Raw genomic sequence first — 16,944 nt, forward strand, 5'->3', positions numbered from 1 at the left:
GGGGTGATGCAACGCCCCCTTTAGCGGAACGGAAAGGAAAAGGCGATGACCGATCCCAGGACGCCCGATACGGCAATCCCGCTGCCGCTTGCCCTGCCCTTCCGGGTTTCCGCCCTGCCCAACCGCAAGGTCACGCGGTTCGATCTGGCGCCACCGCGCGAGGACCGCGCCGCACTGGCGCAGGTTCTGGGAATCACAGCGGTTCATGCGCTGCGATTGAAGGGCGAACTGCGCCCCGTGGGGCGTCGCGATTTCGAACTGCACGCCCGGCTCGAGGCCGAGGTGGAACAGCCCTGCGCCGTCACGCTGGCGCCCGTGAAGACCCGCATCGACGAACCCGTGACGCGCCGCTATCTGGCCGATTTCGCCTTTCCCGAGGGCGACGAGGTCGAGATGCCCGAGGATGACACCGCCGAACCCCTGCCCGAAGTGATCGATGTGGGCGCGGTTGCCGTCGAGGCGCTGGCGCTGGCGCTGCCCGCGTATCCGCGCGCGCCCGGCGCGGAACTGGGCGAGGCGGTCTTTGCCGCGCCCGGCGTCGAGGCGCTGCGCGACGAGGACCTGCGCCCCTTCTCGGCGCTGGCGGCGCTGAAATCGCGGCTGGAGGGCGGCGAAGGCGGCGCCGGAGACGGTTGAGGCACAGGCCCGGCCCCGCCTGCACAAAGGGGCTTGCGCTGGTCCAGAATCCCAGTATGTTCCGCGCCTCATTCGAACCGTGGATCCGACGCGCCCCGATGATGGGGAAACGGCCCGATCCCAAAGGAAAAACAGGGGCCTGCCCCCACTGACCCGAGGTTGAGACATGGCTGTCCCTCAGAACCGAGTTACCCGTTCGCGTCGCAACATGCGTCGCTCGCATGATGCGCTGGTTGCTTCCAATCCGGCTGAATGCCCCAACTGCGGCGAGCTGAAGCGCCCGCACCACGTGTGCGGTGCCTGCGGCCACTATGACAGCCGCGAAGTCGTCGCGACCGCCAAGGAAGTCGATCTGGACGAAGACGCGGCCTGAGCTGCGTCGCGTCCTGCGCTTGCGTCCCGATGACGAACGGAACCAACCTTCCGCTTGAACAGGGTGCAAGCCGCATCGTCATTTCCGTTGATGCGATGGGTGGAGATCACGGACCGGCGGCTGTTGTCGCCGGTCTTGCCACGTCTGCCGAACGCGATTCGACGCTGCATTTCATCCTGCATGGCGACGAGGCCGTGCTGGCGCCCCTGCTGGACAGGCGCCCGGTGCTGAACGGTCGCTGCGAGCTGCGCCACGCGCCGCGCGTCGTGACCATGCAGGACAAGCCAAGCCAGGTGATGCGCCATGGCGAAGGCACCTCGATGTGGTCCTGCATCGAAAGCGTCAAGCGGGGCGAGGCGACCGTGGCCGTCTCCTGCGGAAACACCGGCGCGCTGATGGCGGTGTCGATGATCCGGCTGCGCAAGCTGCCCGGCGTGAACCGCCCCGCGATCGCCTGCCTCTGGCCAAGCCGCAACCCAGGCGGGTTCAACGTGATGCTGGATGTGGGCGCGGACATCAAGGCCGATGCCGACGACCTTCTGCAATACGCGGCCATGGGCGCATCCTATGCGCGCAACGGCATGAACCTCGCGCGGCCGCGCGTGGGGCTTCTGAACGTGGGCACCGAGGAACACAAGGGACGCGCCGAACTGAAGGAAGCCCATGACCGCATGATCGCGGGCGCGGCCGAGGCGGGTTCCTACGAATTTGTCGGTTTCGTCGAAGGCGGCGACATCCCGTCGGATCGCGTCGATGTGATCGTGACCGACGGATTTACCGGGAACATCGCGCTCAAGACCGGCGAGGGGACCGCGAAACTGGTGTCGGATTTCCTGAAGGAAACCTTCAACTCGTCGTGGATTTCCAAGCTGGGCGCGCTGTTGGCGCTGCGGTCGCTGCGTGCGCTGCAACGCCGGATCGACCCGCGCCGGGTGAATGGCGGCGTGTTCCTGGGGCTGAATGGCACGGTCGTTAAATCGCATGGCGGGGCAGATGCCACGGGGGTTGCGGCGGCGGTGAACCTGGCCTCGCAACTTGCCCGTTCGGGCTTTCTGGATCGGCTTGCGGCGCGGGTTGCATCCGCCGGACGGGCGGGGCAGGATGCGCCCGACGGAACCAATCGGGATCAGACCGAATGACGATACGCGCCGTGGTCAGGGGCGTCGGGCACTATCTGCCCGAACGTGTGGTTCCGAATTCCGAGTTCGAAAAGACCATCGAGACATCCGACGAATGGATTCGCACGCGCTCGGGGATCGAGAGGCGGCATTTCGCGGCTGAAGGGGAAAACACCTCGGATCTTGCGACCCGTGCCGCCGAGGCGGCGCTTGCCGATGCCGGGATGACCGCGGACGACATCGACGCGATCATCCTTGCCACCTCGACCGCCGACCTCACCTTCCCGTCGGCTGCGACGATGGTGCAGGCGCGGCTTGGGATGACGCGCGGCTTTGCCTTCGACGTGCAGGCGGTCTGCGCCGGATTCGTCTTCGCGCTCGCGAATGCCAACGCGCTGATTCTGTCGGGCCAGGCCCGGCGGGTCATGGTGATCGGGGCGGAAACCTTTTCCCGCCTGATGGACTGGACCGACCGGGGCACCTGCGTGCTGTTTGGCGACGGCGCGGGTGCGCTGGTGCTGGAGGCGCAGGAGGGCGCGGGCACCACGGCGGACCGGGGCATCCTTGCCACCGACCTTCATTCCGACGGCCGCCACCGCGACATCCTTTACGTCGATGGCGGCACGTCGACCGGAACCACCGGCCACCTGCGCATGGAAGGCAAGGAAGTTTTCCGCCACGCCATTGAAAAACTTGCAGAAACCGCCCATTCCGCGCTTGATCGCGCGGGCCTGACCGGGGCGGATGTGGACTGGATCGTGCCGCATCAGGCCAACATCCGCATCATCGAAGGCACCGCAAAACGGATGCAGGTTCCGATGGACCGGGTCGTTGTGACGGTGCAGGACCACGGCAACACCTCGGCGGCGTCGATCCCGCTTGCGCTGTCGGTGGGCAAGGCGCGGGGCCAGATCAAGACCGGCGACCTGATCGTCACCGAAGCGATCGGCGGCGGCCTTGCCTGGGGCGCGGTTGTCCTGCGCTGGTGAAAAACCGCTCTGACGTGCGCTGAAAAACCCGCGCCAAGTGGTTGTTATTGACTCGAAAAATCAACTGCCCCATCCTGCCCGAAAACCCGGGGGGGATAAGATGAGTGACAAGACCCTGACTCGCATGGATCTCAGCGAGGCCGTTTTTCGTGAAGTCGGCCTGTCGCGCAATGAATCCGCGCAGCTGGTGGAAAGCGTTCTGCAGCACATGTCCGATGCTCTGGTGGCCGGCGAGAGCGTCAAGATCTCGTCCTTCGGCACCTTCAGCGTGCGGTCGAAATCGGCCCGAGTCGGGCGCAATCCGAAAACCGGCGACGAGGTTCCGATCAGCCCGCGCCGGGTGCTGTCCTTCCGTCCCTCGCATCTGATGAAGGATCGCGTCGCCGCCGGCAAGAAGCGCTAAGAAGGGGCGAGCGGGATGGAGAAATCGCCGGAGGCTTTCCGCACCATCAGCGAGGTGGCCGAGCTGCTGGAGATTCCGGCGCATGTCCTGCGGTTCTGGGAAAGCCGCTTTCCGCAGATCCGCCCGGTCAAGCGGGCTGGCGGGCGGCGATACTACCGCCCCGCCGATGTGGCGCTTCTGTCGGGCATCCGAAGGCTCTTGCATGACGAGGGCATGACGATCCGCGGCGTGCAAAAGATCCTGCGCGAAAAGGGCGTCCGCCATGTCGCGGGCCTGACCGAGGAACCCGAGGTCGAAGCGATCGAACTTCAATCCGAACCGGCCGATGCCGTGGCGACCGAGGCCGAGATCATCCAGCTTTCCGACCGCGTGACCGCCGAGGCCGCCGCGCCGCGTGCCACCGCCGATAGTCCCGACGCCGAGGATGCGGGCATTTCCCCCGTCATGGCCGAAGACAGCGGCCACTGGCCCGCCGACCCGTCAGAGGATGACCAGCCGGAACTTGCGCCCGATGCCGACCTGCCCGCGCCGTGGTCTGCCGACCCCGAAGCGCCCGAACCAGAACCGGCGTCCATGCGCGAACCGGAACCTGAGGGCCAGCCGCTGATCCTGTCGGCCGGCAATGAGGCCGCCGAAGGGGGCGAGGAACCCGCAACCGCCCTGCCCCCGGCCCTACCGGATGTGCCCTTCGACCCGCGGATCGAAGATGCGCCCTTCCATATCCCGACCCGGTTGCGCGGCCTGACCGCCGACCGGATGGCCGATCGCGCGCCCCGTCTGGCGGTGCTTCACACCCGTTTGCAGGCGCTTCGTTCGACCCTTTCCGAACGTTCTGGCAAGAACCGCAGCTAAGCCGCAGCCGATGCGCTTTCCTGCTTGCCCCCGCCCGAAAAACGGTTATGTATCGCCACGTTCGGGCCGTGGCGCAGCCTGGTTAGCGCGTCCGTCTGGGGGGCGGAAGGTCGCGAGTTCGAATCTCGCCGGCCCGACCATCACGAAAAACGCCCGCCCCTGGGATCAGGGTGCGGGCGTTTTCATTCGCGGGGGAATGGAATGAAGGGCCAAGGCGTTCTGCCATCACAGGCCATTCGCGGCCTGATCGGGTCCGGCGCGCTTTCCGCCGATCCGGCAATCACTCCCGGCCAGATCCAGCCCGCAAGCCTCGACCTCAGGCTGGGAACGGTGGCCTACCGCGTGCGCGCCTCGTTTCTGGCCGGTGCAGGCCGCAGCGTCGCCGAACGGCTGGCCGAGTTCGAAATGCACCGTGTGGACCTGACGCAGGGCGCGGTTCTGGAAAAGGGCTGTGTCTATGTGATTCCGCTGATGGAACGGCTGGCCCTGCCCGAAGGCGTCACGGCGGTGGCGAATGCCAAGTCCTCGACCGGGCGGCTTGATCTTCTGACCCGCACGATCACCGATGGCGGGGTGGAATTCGACCGGATCGCGCCGGGTTATTCCGGCCCGCTTTACGCCGAGGTCTGCCCGCGGTCCTTCTCGGTGCTGGTGCGCCCCGGCATGCGGCTGAACCAGATCCGCTTTCGCCAGGGTCAGGCGGTGCTGAGCGACGATGCGTTGCGCGCGCTGAACGCCGCCGAACCGCTGGTGTCCGGCAAGGCGGTGATTTCCGAAGGCCTGGGATTTTCCGTCGACCTGCGCCCCGAGACGGGCGATCTGGTCGGCTATCGCGCCAAGCCGCATGCCGGCGTGATCGACCTTGACCGCATCGGGCACTACCCGGCGGCGGATTTCTGGGAAGAGATTCGCACGACCGAGGGGCGGATCATCCTCGACCCAGGCGCCTTCTACATCCTCGTCAGCCGCGAGGCGGTGACGATCCCGCCCGATTACGCCGCCGAAATGGCCCCCTATCTGGCCATGGTGGGCGAATTCCGGGTGCATTACGCAGGTTTCTTCGACCCCGGCTTCGGCCATTCGGCGGCGGGCGGCGCGGGCTCGCGCGGGGTGCTGGAAGTGCGCTGCCACGAGGCGCCCTTCGTTCTGGAACACGGCCAGATCGTCGGGCGGCTGGTCTATGAACGGATGGCGGAACGCCCCGAAACGCTTTACGGCGCCGGCATCGCCTCGAACTATCAGGGCCAGGGGCTGAAACTGGCCAAGCACTTCCGCACCTGACCTTCAACCTGACCCAAATACCCAGGAAACGCTGAGGCAAGCGGCGCCCGCCGCGCAGCCGAGGCAAAGGTCTTGCGCCGGCACGGCGCGCAATCGGATCACCGCCCCAGGCGCCGGGTGATCTGGGCGGCCTTGCGGGCGCGTTTGGCGGCCTCGCGCGCGGCATCGGCCTGCTGACGGTCGGCCGGCGTCAGGTCGCCCGCCGGCTTGCCCCTGCGGCTGGCCATGTCCATCCCCTTCGAAATCCCGAGGTTGACCACACGGCCGATCACGCGGTTCACGATCATCGAAATCAGGCGGTTTAGGTCCATCGCATCAATCCTCGAACAGTTCACTCTGGCCGGTCACGGCCTCGTCCTCGTCATCCTCACCGGGGCCGCCGGGCATGCCGGGGGGCGGGCGGTTGTCCAGAAGGCCCGCCGCGCGCAGGTCCTTCAGCCCCGGCAGGTCGCGGGCGGATTCCAGCCCGAAGTGATCCAGGAAGGATTCGGTGACAACGAAGGTCACCGGGCGCCCCGGCGTCATCCGACGACGGCCAAAGCGGATCCATTCCAGTTCCAGAAGCTGGTCGATCGTGCCCCGGCTGACGGCAACGCCGCGAATTTCCTCGATCTCGGCGCGGGTGACGGGCTGGTGATAGGCCACGATCGCCAGCGTCTCGATCGCCGCACGCGAAAGTTTTCGTGTCTCGACGGTTTCCTTCGTCATCAGGAAGCCAAGGTCGGGCGCGGTGCGCATCGCCCAGGAATCCCCCACCTTCACGAGGTTCACGCCGCGCCCTTCGTAGCGGCGGCGCAGATGCACCAGCGCCTCGGCCGGGTCGCAGCCATGGGGCATCCGTGCCTCGAGATCGGCGACCGTGACCGGATCGGCGCTGGCGAACAGGATCGCCTCGACCATGCGTTCCTGTTCACCCATCGGCGGGGCCTCGAACAGGCTCCGCTCGGGTCCGGTCGCCTCTCCGGCGTGGTCGGTGATGGTGTCGTCGGTCATCCCGTCTCTTTCCTGCGGATCTGGATGGGGGCGAAGGTGTCGCCCTGACGCAATTCGATCTGCCCGCGCTTGGCCATTTCAAGAACCGCCGCGAAATGCGAGGCCGTGGCCGAACGGCGCGCCATCGGTGTGGCGTCCCATCCCTCGGGCAGCCAGCTTTGCAGGTCGGTCCAGCCGCCCGCATAGCCGATCAGGCCCCGCATCCGTTCCAGCGCCTGTTCCATCGTGAAGACATGTTCGCGGTCCATCACGAAGGGGCGGAATTCATCCTTGGTGCGGATGCGGGCATAGGCGCGCATCAGGTCCAGAAGCGTGGCGGTATAGGTTACACGGCGGGCGCGGGTAACCTCTTCGGGCAGGCCGCGGGCAAAGAAATCGCGCCCCTTCTGGTCGCGCGCCATAAGCTTGGCCGCGGCCTCGCGCATGGCCTGAAGGCGTTCCAGCTGAAAGGCGAGATGGGCGGCCAGATCCTCGGCGCTCGGGCCATCCTCGGTCGGGTCCGGGGGCAGGAGAAGCCGGGATTTCAGATAGGCAAGCCAGGCCGCCATCACCAGGTAATCGGCAGCCAGTTCGATCCTGAGCGCCTTGGCGCGTTCGACAAAGCCCAGATACTGTTCGGCCAGTTGCAGGACAGAGATGCGGCGAAGGTCCACCTTCTGGGTGCGCGACAGCGTCAGGAGCAGGTCAAGCGGCCCCTCGAAGCCGTCTACGTCGACGATCAGCGCCTCGGCCGCCAGCCTTTCGCTGACGCCGATCCGTTCCCCTTCGGCCTGTTCCCACTCGTCAGACATGCCCCTGCCCGTCCAGAAGCCCGGTCAGTTCGGACTCCAGTTGGACGATGTCAGCATATTCCGGCTCGCGACGCCAGCCCAGGGCCGCATCGGCCCGCGCCTGGGTGGCGGTATCCAGCCGTCCGGCCGCGGCGGCGACCTCGATCATCTGCCCAAGATCGCCCTTGCAGTGCAGCGCGATATCGCACCCCGCCGCCAGCGAGGCCGCGGTGCGCTGCGCAAGACTGCCCGACAGGGCCTCCATGTTCAGGTCGTCCGTCATCAGGACCCCGGCAAAGCCGATCCGGTCCCGGATCAGCCGCACGACCTCGGGTGATTGCGTGGCCGGGCGCGCGTCGAAAGCGGAAAAGACGATATGCGCCGTCATCGCCAACGGCATGTCGGACAGGGCGGCGAAGGGCGCGAAATCGGTGCTCGCCAGAACCTCGGCCCCTTCGCTGACCGTGGGCAGGGCCTTGTGCGTATCAAGCGTGGCCCGGCCATGCCCCGGCATATGCTTCACCACCGGCAGAACGCCGCCCGACAAAAGCCCGTTGGCCGCCGCACGACCCAGCCGGGCCACGCGCGCCGGATCATCCGACAGACAGCGGTTCTTGAGGAACTCATGCGTGGCGCCGGTCGCCACATCCAGACAGGGCGCGCAGTTCCCGTCGATCCCCACCGCCCGCAGTTCCGAGGCGATGATGCGGTAGCGCAGCCAGACCGCCCGTTCAGCCACGATGCGCGCATGGCCCGAAGGCGCGCCAGCCGTGGCCAGCCGGACCATTTCCAGCGGCGGCAGCCATTCGCGCCAATGCGGCGCGCGCAGGCGCTGCACGCGCCCGCCTTCCTGATCGACAAAGACAGGCGCATCACGGCCAACGGACGCGCGCAGCCCATCGGTCAGACGGCGCAGCTGATCGGGGCTTTCGACGTTGCGCGCAAAAAGGATGAACCCCCAAGGGTCGGCATCGCGAAAGAACGCCGCCTCATCCGCGCCAAGTTCAGGCCCGGCGCAGCCAAAGATGGTGGCGCCGTTCGTCGCGGTCATCGGATGGCAACGGGGATGCAGGCCGCCTCTTCCGCCAGAAGGGCGGAACAGAAGCGCCGGGCGTCGGCCTCATCGTCAAAGCCATGCGCGCGCAGCCGGTAGAAGGTGCGCCCACCCGATTGCGCCGACTGGATGACACGGCCCTTTCCGGTCATCAGTTCGGTGAACCGTCCGGCCAGCTTGTCCCATTCGGCGCGGGCGGATTCGACATCGTCGAAGGCGCCAAGCTGGACCAGCCGGTCGCCCTTCTTCAGCGTCTCGGGATCGACCTCGGTCACGACGCCCGCAAGGGCACCGGCAACCGCATCGGCGACGGCGGCGGAAAGCGGATCATTCGCGGGGCTGGCCGCCGCGCGCTGGATCCCTGCGGGGCGCGACAGCGGGCGAAGCGACCGGGCGACCCCACCCGGCACGACCGCAGCGGCAGAGGCCTGCACCAGGTCCTCGGGCCCGCCGGGCGCAAGATCCGAAAGCGGCGCCGCCCCGTTGGCCAGCATGTCGGCCAGCGACAGCACATCCGTTGCCGCCCGTCCCGCCTCGGCCACCTCCGCCATCGGATCGGTCACGGACAGGCCCGGTTCCCCGGCCATTGCCGTAACCAGGGCATCGGCCACCGGATCGGTATCGGCGGGCGCAAGGGACGGCGCGGGCGCGGCGGCCACGATCGCCTCGGCCGGGGCGGGTTCGACCACGACGACGGGCGGGGCAAGGCCGGGCGCGTCCTCTTCGGCCAGGGCAACCGGCGCAGGCGCCAGCATGATCTGTTCCGGCAGCGGGGCCGCCGCCCCCACCGCCGCGATGGTGTTGATCGCAAGCCCCTGGTGATCGGCGACCGATCCGCCGGGGTTGCGAGGCGCGACGCGCATCGGGCCTTCCAGCGCGCGCACCACTGGAATGCCGTTGGCGTCCCGCACGGCGATCTTGTAGCCCCAGACGCCCACGCCGATGATGACGGCAACCGTCGTCAGCGCGCCTGCAAGGCTGATGATCCGTTGAAGGGGGGAAATCGCCAGCGGCGCGTGATGGTCCGCCGGGCCATAGCCGTAGCCATCTTCGACGTCGTCGAAATTCGGGTCTGCCATGCTCTGCCTCTTTGCGGGGCAGTTGGTTCCGCCCCGTCGTCCTTGCCAGTCCTCACCCGACCGCGGCGCCTGTTGGTCAGCGCATTTCCTCGACCGGGGTGACTCCCAGAATAGCCAGGCCGGATGCGATCACAACGCCGACGGCACGCGCGAGCGCAATTTTTGCCTGCGTTGTGGCCTTTTCGTCCTGAATGAACCGCAAGGACGGCTCGTCATTGCCCCTGTTCCACAGCCCGTGCAGTTCCGAGGCCAGTTCGTAAAGGTAGAAGGCCACGCGATGCGCCTCGTTCCCCTTGGCGGCGATTTCCACCAGACGCGGCCATTCGGCGATCTTTTGGATCATGGCGATCTCGGCCGGATGGGACAGAAGACCCATGTCGGCCGCCGCCAATGTGGCATCATCCATCGCGATCCCCGCCTCGCGCGCCTTGCGCAGCACCGAGTTGATCCGGGCATTGGCATACTGGACGTAGAAGACGGGGTTGTCTTTGGACTGTTCCAGCACCTTGTCGAAATCGAAATCCAGCGCCATGTCGTTCTTGCGCGTCAGCATGACAAAGCGCACAACGTCGGCGCCCACCTCGTCGATCAGGTCCCGCAGAGTGACGAAGGTGCCCGCCCGCTTCGACATCTTGACGATCTCGCCGCCCTTCAACAGCTTGACCAGCTGGATCAGCTTGATGTCGAGCGTCACGCGGTTTTCCGACAGCGCCGAGACGACGGCCTTGAGCCGCTTGACATAACCCGAATGATCGGCGCCGAAGATGTTGATCAGTTCGTCGAAGCCGCGCGTGACCTTGTCATAATGATAGGCGATGTCCGGGGCGAAATAGGTCCAGCTGCCATCGGATTTCTTCACCGGCCGGTCCACGTCATCGCCGAAGGCAGTGGAGCGGAACAGCGTCTGCTCGCGCGGCTCCCAGTCGTCCGGGGTCTTGCCCTTCGGCGGCTCCAGCACGCCTTCATAGATCAGCCCCTTGTCGCGCAGCGCGTTGATCGCCGCCTCGATCTTGCCGGTGCCGTAAAGCGCCTTTTCGCTGGAATAGACATCCATCCTGACGCCAAGCGCCGCCAGGTCCTCGCGGATCACCGCCATCATCAGGTCGGTCGCGAAATCGCGCACTTCGGCCAGCCAGACCTCTTCGCCCTTGTCCAGAAGGCTCGGGCCGTATTTCGCCTTGAGCGCCTCGCCCACGGGGATCAGGTAATCGCCGGGATAAAGCCCCTCGCGGATCTCGGGTTCCAGCCCGTGCGCCTCGCGGTAGCGCTCATAGGCCGACCGCGCCAGCACGTCGACCTGCGCGCCCCCGTCGTTGATGTAATATTCCCGCGTCACATCCCAGCCCGCGAAGGCCAGAAGCGCCGCCAGCGCATCGCCCACCACGGCGCCCCGTGCATGGGCCACATGCATCGGCCCCGTCGGGTTGGCCGAGACGAACTCGACATTCACGCGCTTTCCGGCCCCCAGCGTGGACCGGCCGTAATCCGTACCGGCGGCAAGAACGGCCCCCACCAGCCCCTGCCAGACGCCCGGCTTCAGCCGCAGGTTCAGAAAGCCCGGCCCGGCAACGCCCGCCTCGGCGATGCGCCCGTCCGCCGCAAGTCGCGCGGCCAGAGCCTCGGCCAGCGGGCGGGGCTGCTGGCCCGCGGGTTTGGCCAGCACCATCGCGGCGTTGGTGGCCATGTCGCCATGCGCAGGATCGCGCGGAGGCTCCACCGCGACGTTAGACAGGTCGAGCCCCGATGGCAGCGCCCCTTCGGCCACCATCGCCTCGATCTGGGCAATCACCAGCGCGCGGATTTCGGAAAACAGGTTCATGGGTCATGTCCTTTGCGTTGCAAAGGCACATGCCAGAGGGGCGCGGTCGGGTCAATTCCCCGCAGGGCTTTCCCGGCCTTGGCACCAAGAAAGGGGGGCTGTCTGCCCCCCTCTTTGCCTTGCGGCAAATTCACCCCCCGAGGGTATTTGGACCAGGTTGAAAGGGAATCTGAGGCAAACTTGCTTTCATTCTGGCTCAAATATCCCGGGGGTGAGGGCCGCAAGGCCCGAGGGGGAAGCGCCCCCTTCTTCCGCTACCCGTCCCGTCCCTGCCGCCAGTCGCGGAGCGCCGCGTTGCCGTCATCCCCGGCCTTAAGCGACGAAGACGGCATGGCGGCGACCGGGGGCGGACGCTGGCGGAAGTGGAACGCCTCGCGTGCGCCGAAGTAAAAGCCCACGATGGCGCCCAGAAGCCACCAGAGCGGCTCGGGCACGAGGTTGAGCCCGACCATCCGCGTGGCGAAGGAGTGCGGGTCGACCATCGCATAGACAAAAAGCCCCAGTGTGCCGAAGGCCAGAAGCGGGCGCGGCAGGCGGTTCAGCCCGTTTACCGCCCGGTCGAACCAGCCCGGCGACACCTGGACGTATTCGGCGCCCAGTTGTTCGAGGGCCGCGATCCGCGCCTCGGCCGACAGTTCCATCGCCCGCGTCGCATTGGGGGTGAAGACCTCGGCCACATCGCGCGCCGCCTGCCCGAGCGCCGCCGCGCCCCCTGCCCCGCCAAGGGCGCGCCCGATCAACCCGCCCCTCAGCCCCATGATGCCACCCGCGCCCGATGCTGGGCCTCTGTCAGGTGATAGCGTGCGGCCATGAAGGCCTCGGCGCGGGTGATCCAGCCGCCCTTTCCGCCATCCTTCCGGCGGGCATACCTGCGGCTGGCGGGGCGGGCGTCCGCGAGGGCATAGTACCAGTTCCGCCGCGCGATCGCATAGGCATCGGCCAGGTGCGAGGGCGCGGCCTCGGCCGCCATCTGGGCCGCGCGGATGGTCTGCGGGCCGATCACCCCGTCAGGGTCGCAGGGAAAGCCCATGTCGGTCAGCAGCCGTTGCAGGATGCGCACCGCATTGGATCCGGCGTTCACATACATGTCGAAGACCTGGGGGTGCAGCAGGTCGGGCAGCGCCGCGATGCGGGGCCGGTCGAAGTAGTGGCGGATGAAGATGTCGACCGCCTCGGCGCGGGTCAGTCGGCGCACATCCGCCTCGGTCACGCGACCATCGCCTGTCAGGTCAAGCCCCAGCCGCCGCATCGTGTGAATGGTGACACCGAAGTTGGTGGCCCCGCCCGGATCGGATGGGTCGTTCACATAGCCGCCCTCGCGGGTGACGATGTCCTCAGCCAGTTGCCTTACGCTTTTCATGGGCCTTCCCGCATGGTTCCGGTTGCGGGACAGGCTGCGGAAAAAGGGTTAAGCGGCGGGAAATCAACCGCTCGGCTGGTCGGGTTCCTTGTAGACGCCCTGTTCCTTCAGGGCGTCCATCACTTCCTTGGGCATGTAGGTTTCGTCATGCTTGGCAAGGATCTCGGAGGCGACGAAGACGCCATCGACCATCGTGCCAGTGCCGATCATGCCCTGATTTTCGGAAAACAGGTCGGGCAGGATGCCCGAGAAGGACACCGGGATCGTCTCGGCACCGTCGGTCACGTTGAAGGTCACGGTTTCGCCCTGTCCGCGCACGATGGAGCCTTCCTCGACCAGGCCGCCAAGGCGGAACACCTCGCCCTCGGACGGGGGTTCGGCCACGACCTGCGCGGGGGCGCGGAAGAAGTTGATGCCGTCGCGCATGGCATAGCCGATCAGACCGGTGGACAGCGCGAGCGCGGCGAAGGCCACCACGATGATCTGGATCCGCCGCGTCTTCTTCAGGTTCTTCAAGCCGGCCATGTTCGCCTCCTTACGGGAAGACCGGGGCCAGCATCAGCCCGTCGGTTTCCTCAAGTCCAAGCATCAGGTTGGCGTTCTGGATCGCCTGCCCCGACGATCCCTTCGTCAGGTTGTCCAGCGCCGCGACGATGACGGTCCGACCGGGAATCCGGTCACCGATCACCCCCACGTGACAGAAGTTGGACCCGCGGATGTCCCTTGTCGAGGGGAGTGCGCCAAAAGGCAGCACCTTGATGAAGGGTTCCAGAACATAGCGCCCTTCCAGCGTTTCCCAGACGGTCCTGGGATCGCCCTTGACATAGACCGTGGCCAGGATGCCGCGGTTCATCGGCGACAGGTGGGGCGTGAACTGCACAAGCACGGGCCGCCCGGCGACCGCGCTGAACTCCTGGTCGAACTCGCCCAGGTGCCGGTGCTTGCCGCCGGCGGAATAGGCATGGGTGCCTTCGGACAGTTCGGCATGCAGCAGGTTTTCCTTCAGCGACCGGCCCGCGCCGGACACGCCCGCCTTGAGGTCGATCACGATATCGTCAAGGTCGATCACCCCCGCCTCGATCAGCGGGCGAAGCGCATATTGCCCGGTGGCCGCGTTGCAGCCGGTGCCCGCCACAAGCCGCGCTGTGCGGATGTCGTCGCGGTAGAATTCGGTCAGGCCATAGACGGCCTCGGCCTGAAGATCGACGGCGGCATGGGGTTGGCCGTACCACTTTTCATAGGCCGCCGGGTCGCGCAGCCGGAAGTCGGCCGACAGGTCCACGATCCTGAGGTCGCGCGGCAGGTCCTTGATCACCGCCTGCGAGGTCGCATGCGGCAGCGCGCAGAACGCCAGGTCGACGTGGGAAAAGTCGATTTCGTCGATCTTGCAGAGGTTGGGAAGATCAAGGTGGCGCAGGAAGGGAAAGACCTCGGCCATCGCCATGCCGGCTTTCCGGTCGCCCGACAGGGCCACGATCTGCATGTGCGGATGGGTGGCGATCAGACGGACAAGTTCGGCCCCCGTGTATCCCGAGGCCCCGAGAATGGCGATGCGCTTCTTCATGTCTGTCCCTCATCCGGTGAACGCGCCCTATTTGCGGCGCGGGGGGCTGTCCTGCAAGGGGAAAAGTCAAGCCGCCGGGGGAATGGGCGCGACACGGGCGCCGCCTTCACCCTTCTCCGGCGCTCAGGGTTTCATCTCGCCCGCCCGGATCGGGAAGAACAGACGGTTTTCCGCCGGCGGCAGCGGGCAGATGGCGAATTCGGTGAAGGCGCAGGGCGGGTTGTGCAGCCGGTTGAAATCCAGCCGGATCGTGCGGTCGTCCAGCACATCGCCCAGAAGGAACCGCGAGGCACCATAGGTTTCCCGCCCCGATGTCGCATCGCGGATCACGAACATGGGCCTGCCGTCCTTCCAGTGGGTCGGCAAAAGAACGACTTCGGCGCCCTCATGGGCGAAGCGGGCGCGATGGGTCAGCCGCACTTCGGCTCCGCGCCCCCCCACCATGTCGATTGCGCGCGCCTCGGGTTCGGGCAGCGCTTCCCACCGGGCGGTGACGACCCATTCGGGCGCGAAGGGAAAGGTGGCGATGTCCGGCGGCGACAGGCGCGCGGGGTGATCTACCTGCCGCACCCGCAGCGCAGGCTGGCCTTCGACCGTGTGGATCTCGAGGATCAGGTTCGCGACGGCCAGTTGCGGCCCCGCCCCCTCTTTCGGCAGGAAGGGATGCGCAACCCCTGCCCCGTCGATCAGCCGCGCGCCCGCGCTGTCGATCTCGACCGCGCCCAGATGGTCCGGACCGGCGGACAGTTGCAGGGCGTTGTCAGCCGCCGCCCCGACCGTCTGGAGGCCCGGCGGCAAATCGATCCGGTCGATCAGGTTCAGCCAGCCATCGGGCGCGGCTAGTGCCGCCATGCGTGCGGCCCGCCAGTCACGCCAATCCGCCTCTCGCCCGGTCATGCTGCCTGAAACTCGATCCTGCGGCGCAGGAATTGCGTGGCCTTGTTCGACACCGCGCGCGGATCGCCCGTGGTGAGGAACTTCGACTCCATGCCCGTCCCCATGAATTCGGGGCGGCGCGTCAGGTAATCGGCCAGACTTTCCGCGACCAGATTGGCCTGGCTGAAGACCTTGACATCCGGACCGAGCGCCTCCTGGAAGGCATGTTCCATCAATGGGTAATGGGTACAGCCCAGGATGGCGGCCTGCGGATGCGGCATCCGGCGCTTCAGCGCCTCGACATGGGACCGCACCAGCGCCTCGGCCAGGATTTCGTCGCCCTGCTCGATGGCATCGACCACGCCGCCGCAGGGCTGCGCCTCGACATCCACGCCGATGGCGCGGAAGGCCAGTTCGCGCTGGAACGCGCGGCTGGCGACGGTTGCGGGCGTGGCGAACAGCGCCACATGTTTCACGGCCACCTCGCGCGGGGGGGAATTGTCGCCCCAGTTGCGTTCGGTCAGCGCCTCGATCAGCGGCACGAAGACACCCAGAACGCGCTTGCCCTCTGGCACCCAGGTTTCCTGCATCCGCTTCAGCGCGGCGGCGCTCGCGGTGTTGCACGCCAGGATGACCAGATCGCAGCCTTCCTCCCAAAGCCGTTCGGTCGCGGCGCAGGTCAGGTTGAAGATATCGTCGGCGGTGCGCACGCCATAGGGCGCATGGGCATTGTCGCCCAGATAGACGAAGGGCACGTCGGGCAGGCGCCGCGCCACCGCATCCAGCACCGTCAGCCCGCCAAGGCCACTGTCGAAGACCCCTACCGCCATCCTGCCCCCTGTCCCTGTTTCCGGGATTTGTATTTCGCCTCGAATTCGTAGCCGTAATCATACGACTGAAGCGGTTCGGGCGAAAGCGCGTAAGTGGCCCGGCGCAGATAATCCATCATCGCGTTCGGGTCCGACCGGAACGGGGCAAGCCGCGACGCCGCAACGGGCTGCCCGACCACGATGTCGACCGGCGCCCCAAGACGCGAGCGGAACTCCTTGATCAGAAGCCCGAGCCGCAGGGTCGAATGCAGGTGGCTCGCGATCTGGAACAGGCGCGAGTTGTGGCCGACAAAGAACACCGGCACGACTGTTGCCCCGGATTTCGCGATCATCCGGGCGGTGAAACTGCGCCAGCCGGGATCCATCGGGTGCGAAAAGGGCCGCGCCGATGTCGAAACCGTGCCGCCCGGAAAGACCCCGATCGCCCCGCCCTGCCCCAGATACTCCAGCGCCTCGGCCCGCGTCCTGAGGTTCAGCGCCACCGCCTCTTTCGTCTCGTCGAAAGAGATCGGCAGAACCACCCGGTTCAGGTCTTCGGCCCGGCGGAAGACCGAGTTGGCCAGGATCCGGAAATCGCCGCGCACCTGGTCCAGAAGGTGGCCCATCATCAGCCCGTCGAGGATGCCGAAGGGATGGTTCGCGATCACCACGAGCGGGCCGTTGGCGGGGATGTCCGATAGCGCCCCGTCCACCACGTTCAGCCGAAGGCCATAGCGTTCGGGCATGACCTGCCAGAACGACCGGCCCTGCGCCACCTCGGCCTCGTAGCCCTCGGCGCGGCGGATCAGCGAAAGCCGGCCGGTCGCGTTTTCCAGCACGCGGATCATCGCCCGGCCGCCACGCGTGCGGGCCGATCCGGCATAGGTGATGTCACGGGCGATCTGGCGTTGCGTCATGGCCTGGACTCCGTCTGCTGACGCCCCTTAGCGCCCCGTGACGGTTCTGCC

Annotated in this window: 20 protein-coding genes and 1 tRNA gene; 8 read left to right on the plus strand and 13 right to left on the minus strand. The window is 67.0% G+C overall.

The features are described 5' to 3' along the window. Positions 1-45 precede the first annotated feature (45 nt). The 8 genes from E7811_RS13490 (at position 46) to E7811_RS13525 (ending at position 5,652) form a co-directional block, all read left to right on the plus strand. Complete coding sequence (locus E7811_RS13490; RefSeq protein WP_136395166.1) at positions 46-636, plus strand: YceD family protein; 591 nt, start codon at positions 46-48, stop codon at positions 634-636. 166 nt (positions 637-802) lie between these two features. After that, positions 803-1,009 carry a 50S ribosomal protein L32 gene (gene rpmF / locus E7811_RS13495; RefSeq protein WP_136395167.1) on the plus strand — a complete coding sequence of 69 codons (207 nt, stop codon included), beginning with the start codon at positions 803-805 and terminating at the stop codon, positions 1,007-1,009. Between the two features lie 29 nt (positions 1,010-1,038). Next, positions 1,039-2,148: a phosphate acyltransferase PlsX gene (gene plsX, locus E7811_RS13500; protein WP_136395168.1), complete on the plus strand. Its 1,110-nt coding sequence runs from the start codon at positions 1,039-1,041 to the stop codon at positions 2,146-2,148. Beyond that, a complete protein-coding gene (locus E7811_RS13505) occupies positions 2,145-3,116 on the plus strand; it encodes a beta-ketoacyl-ACP synthase III (RefSeq protein WP_136395169.1) in 972 nt (323 codons plus the stop codon). The genes plsX and E7811_RS13505 overlap by 4 nt, the downstream gene beginning before the upstream one ends. A 100-nt stretch (positions 3,117-3,216) precedes the next feature. Then, positions 3,217-3,519, plus strand: a complete 303-nt coding sequence (gene ihfA, locus E7811_RS13510; protein WP_136395170.1) for an integration host factor subunit alpha — start codon at positions 3,217-3,219, stop codon at positions 3,517-3,519. A gap of 15 nt (positions 3,520-3,534) precedes the next feature. Beyond that, positions 3,535-4,371, plus strand: a complete 837-nt coding sequence (locus E7811_RS13515) for a MerR family transcriptional regulator (RefSeq protein WP_136395171.1) — start codon at positions 3,535-3,537, stop codon at positions 4,369-4,371. A 62-nt stretch (positions 4,372-4,433) separates the two neighbouring features. Further along, positions 4,434-4,511: transfer RNA gene (locus tag E7811_RS13520), tRNA-Pro, on the plus strand. Between the two features lie 61 nt (positions 4,512-4,572). Next, the gene (locus E7811_RS13525; protein ID WP_136395172.1) at positions 4,573-5,652 is read left to right on the plus strand and encodes a 2'-deoxycytidine 5'-triphosphate deaminase; all 1,080 of its coding nucleotides are present in this window, start codon (positions 4,573-4,575) and stop codon (positions 5,650-5,652) included. 98 nt (positions 5,653-5,750) lie between these two features. Here E7811_RS13525 and E7811_RS13530 read toward each other — a convergent pair whose 3' ends face one another. From E7811_RS13530 to E7811_RS13590, 13 genes are all read right to left on the minus strand, one after another. Beyond that, entirely contained in the window at positions 5,751-5,963 is a 213-nt protein-coding gene (locus E7811_RS13530) for a hypothetical protein (RefSeq protein ID WP_136395173.1), read from the minus strand. 4 nt (positions 5,964-5,967) lie between these two features. Then, positions 5,968-6,645 (minus strand): SMC-Scp complex subunit ScpB, encoded by a 678-nt coding sequence (gene scpB, locus E7811_RS13535; RefSeq protein WP_136395174.1) that lies wholly within the window; start codon positions 6,643-6,645, stop codon positions 5,968-5,970. Beyond that, the gene (locus tag E7811_RS13540; RefSeq protein ID WP_136395175.1) at positions 6,642-7,436 is read right to left on the minus strand and encodes a segregation and condensation protein A; all 795 of its coding nucleotides are present in this window, start codon (positions 7,434-7,436) and stop codon (positions 6,642-6,644) included. Before E7811_RS13540 ends, scpB begins: the two co-directional genes overlap by 4 nt. Beyond that, positions 7,429-8,466 carry a beta-N-acetylhexosaminidase gene (gene nagZ / locus E7811_RS13545; RefSeq protein ID WP_136395176.1) on the minus strand — a complete coding sequence of 346 codons (1,038 nt, stop codon included), beginning with the start codon at positions 8,464-8,466 and terminating at the stop codon, positions 7,429-7,431. Before nagZ ends, E7811_RS13540 begins: the two co-directional genes overlap by 8 nt. Then, entirely contained in the window at positions 8,463-9,548 is a 1,086-nt protein-coding gene (locus tag E7811_RS13550) for an SPOR domain-containing protein (protein WP_136395177.1), read from the minus strand. Before E7811_RS13550 ends, nagZ begins: the two co-directional genes overlap by 4 nt. A 76-nt stretch (positions 9,549-9,624) precedes the next feature. Further along, complete coding sequence (gene argS / locus E7811_RS13555) at positions 9,625-11,367, minus strand: arginine--tRNA ligase (RefSeq protein ID WP_136395178.1); 1,743 nt, start codon at positions 11,365-11,367, stop codon at positions 9,625-9,627. Positions 11,368-11,621: 254 nt separating this feature from the next. Further along, positions 11,622-12,125: a holin family protein gene (locus tag E7811_RS13560; protein ID WP_136395179.1), complete on the minus strand. Its 504-nt coding sequence runs from the start codon at positions 12,123-12,125 to the stop codon at positions 11,622-11,624. Beyond that, on the minus strand, positions 12,116-12,727 hold the full coding sequence (locus tag E7811_RS13565; protein WP_136395180.1) for a holin-associated N-acetylmuramidase: 612 nt from the start codon (positions 12,725-12,727) through the stop codon (positions 12,116-12,118). Before E7811_RS13565 ends, E7811_RS13560 begins: the two co-directional genes overlap by 10 nt. Before the next feature lie 63 nt (positions 12,728-12,790). Beyond that, a complete protein-coding gene (ccmE, locus tag E7811_RS13570) occupies positions 12,791-13,243 on the minus strand; it encodes a cytochrome c maturation protein CcmE (protein ID WP_136395229.1) in 453 nt (150 codons plus the stop codon). 19 nt (positions 13,244-13,262) lie between these two features. After that, complete coding sequence (gene argC, locus E7811_RS13575) at positions 13,263-14,291, minus strand: N-acetyl-gamma-glutamyl-phosphate reductase (RefSeq protein WP_136395181.1); 1,029 nt, start codon at positions 14,289-14,291, stop codon at positions 13,263-13,265. Between the two features lie 123 nt (positions 14,292-14,414). Next, a complete protein-coding gene (locus E7811_RS13580) occupies positions 14,415-15,188 on the minus strand; it encodes a DUF1684 domain-containing protein (protein ID WP_136395182.1) in 774 nt (257 codons plus the stop codon). After that, positions 15,185-15,997, minus strand: a complete 813-nt coding sequence (locus tag E7811_RS13585) for a glutamate racemase (protein ID WP_136395183.1) — start codon at positions 15,995-15,997, stop codon at positions 15,185-15,187. The genes E7811_RS13580 and E7811_RS13585 overlap by 4 nt, the downstream gene beginning before the upstream one ends. Continuing rightward, on the minus strand, positions 15,988-16,893 hold the full coding sequence (locus tag E7811_RS13590) for a lysophospholipid acyltransferase family protein (protein WP_136395184.1): 906 nt from the start codon (positions 16,891-16,893) through the stop codon (positions 15,988-15,990). The genes E7811_RS13585 and E7811_RS13590 overlap by 10 nt, the downstream gene beginning before the upstream one ends. Between the last annotated feature and the right edge of the window lie 51 nt (positions 16,894-16,944).

Source organism: Aliigemmobacter aestuarii (genome assembly GCF_004799285.1).
Taxonomy (GTDB): Bacteria; Pseudomonadota; Alphaproteobacteria; order Rhodobacterales; family Rhodobacteraceae; genus Aliigemmobacter; species Aliigemmobacter aestuarii.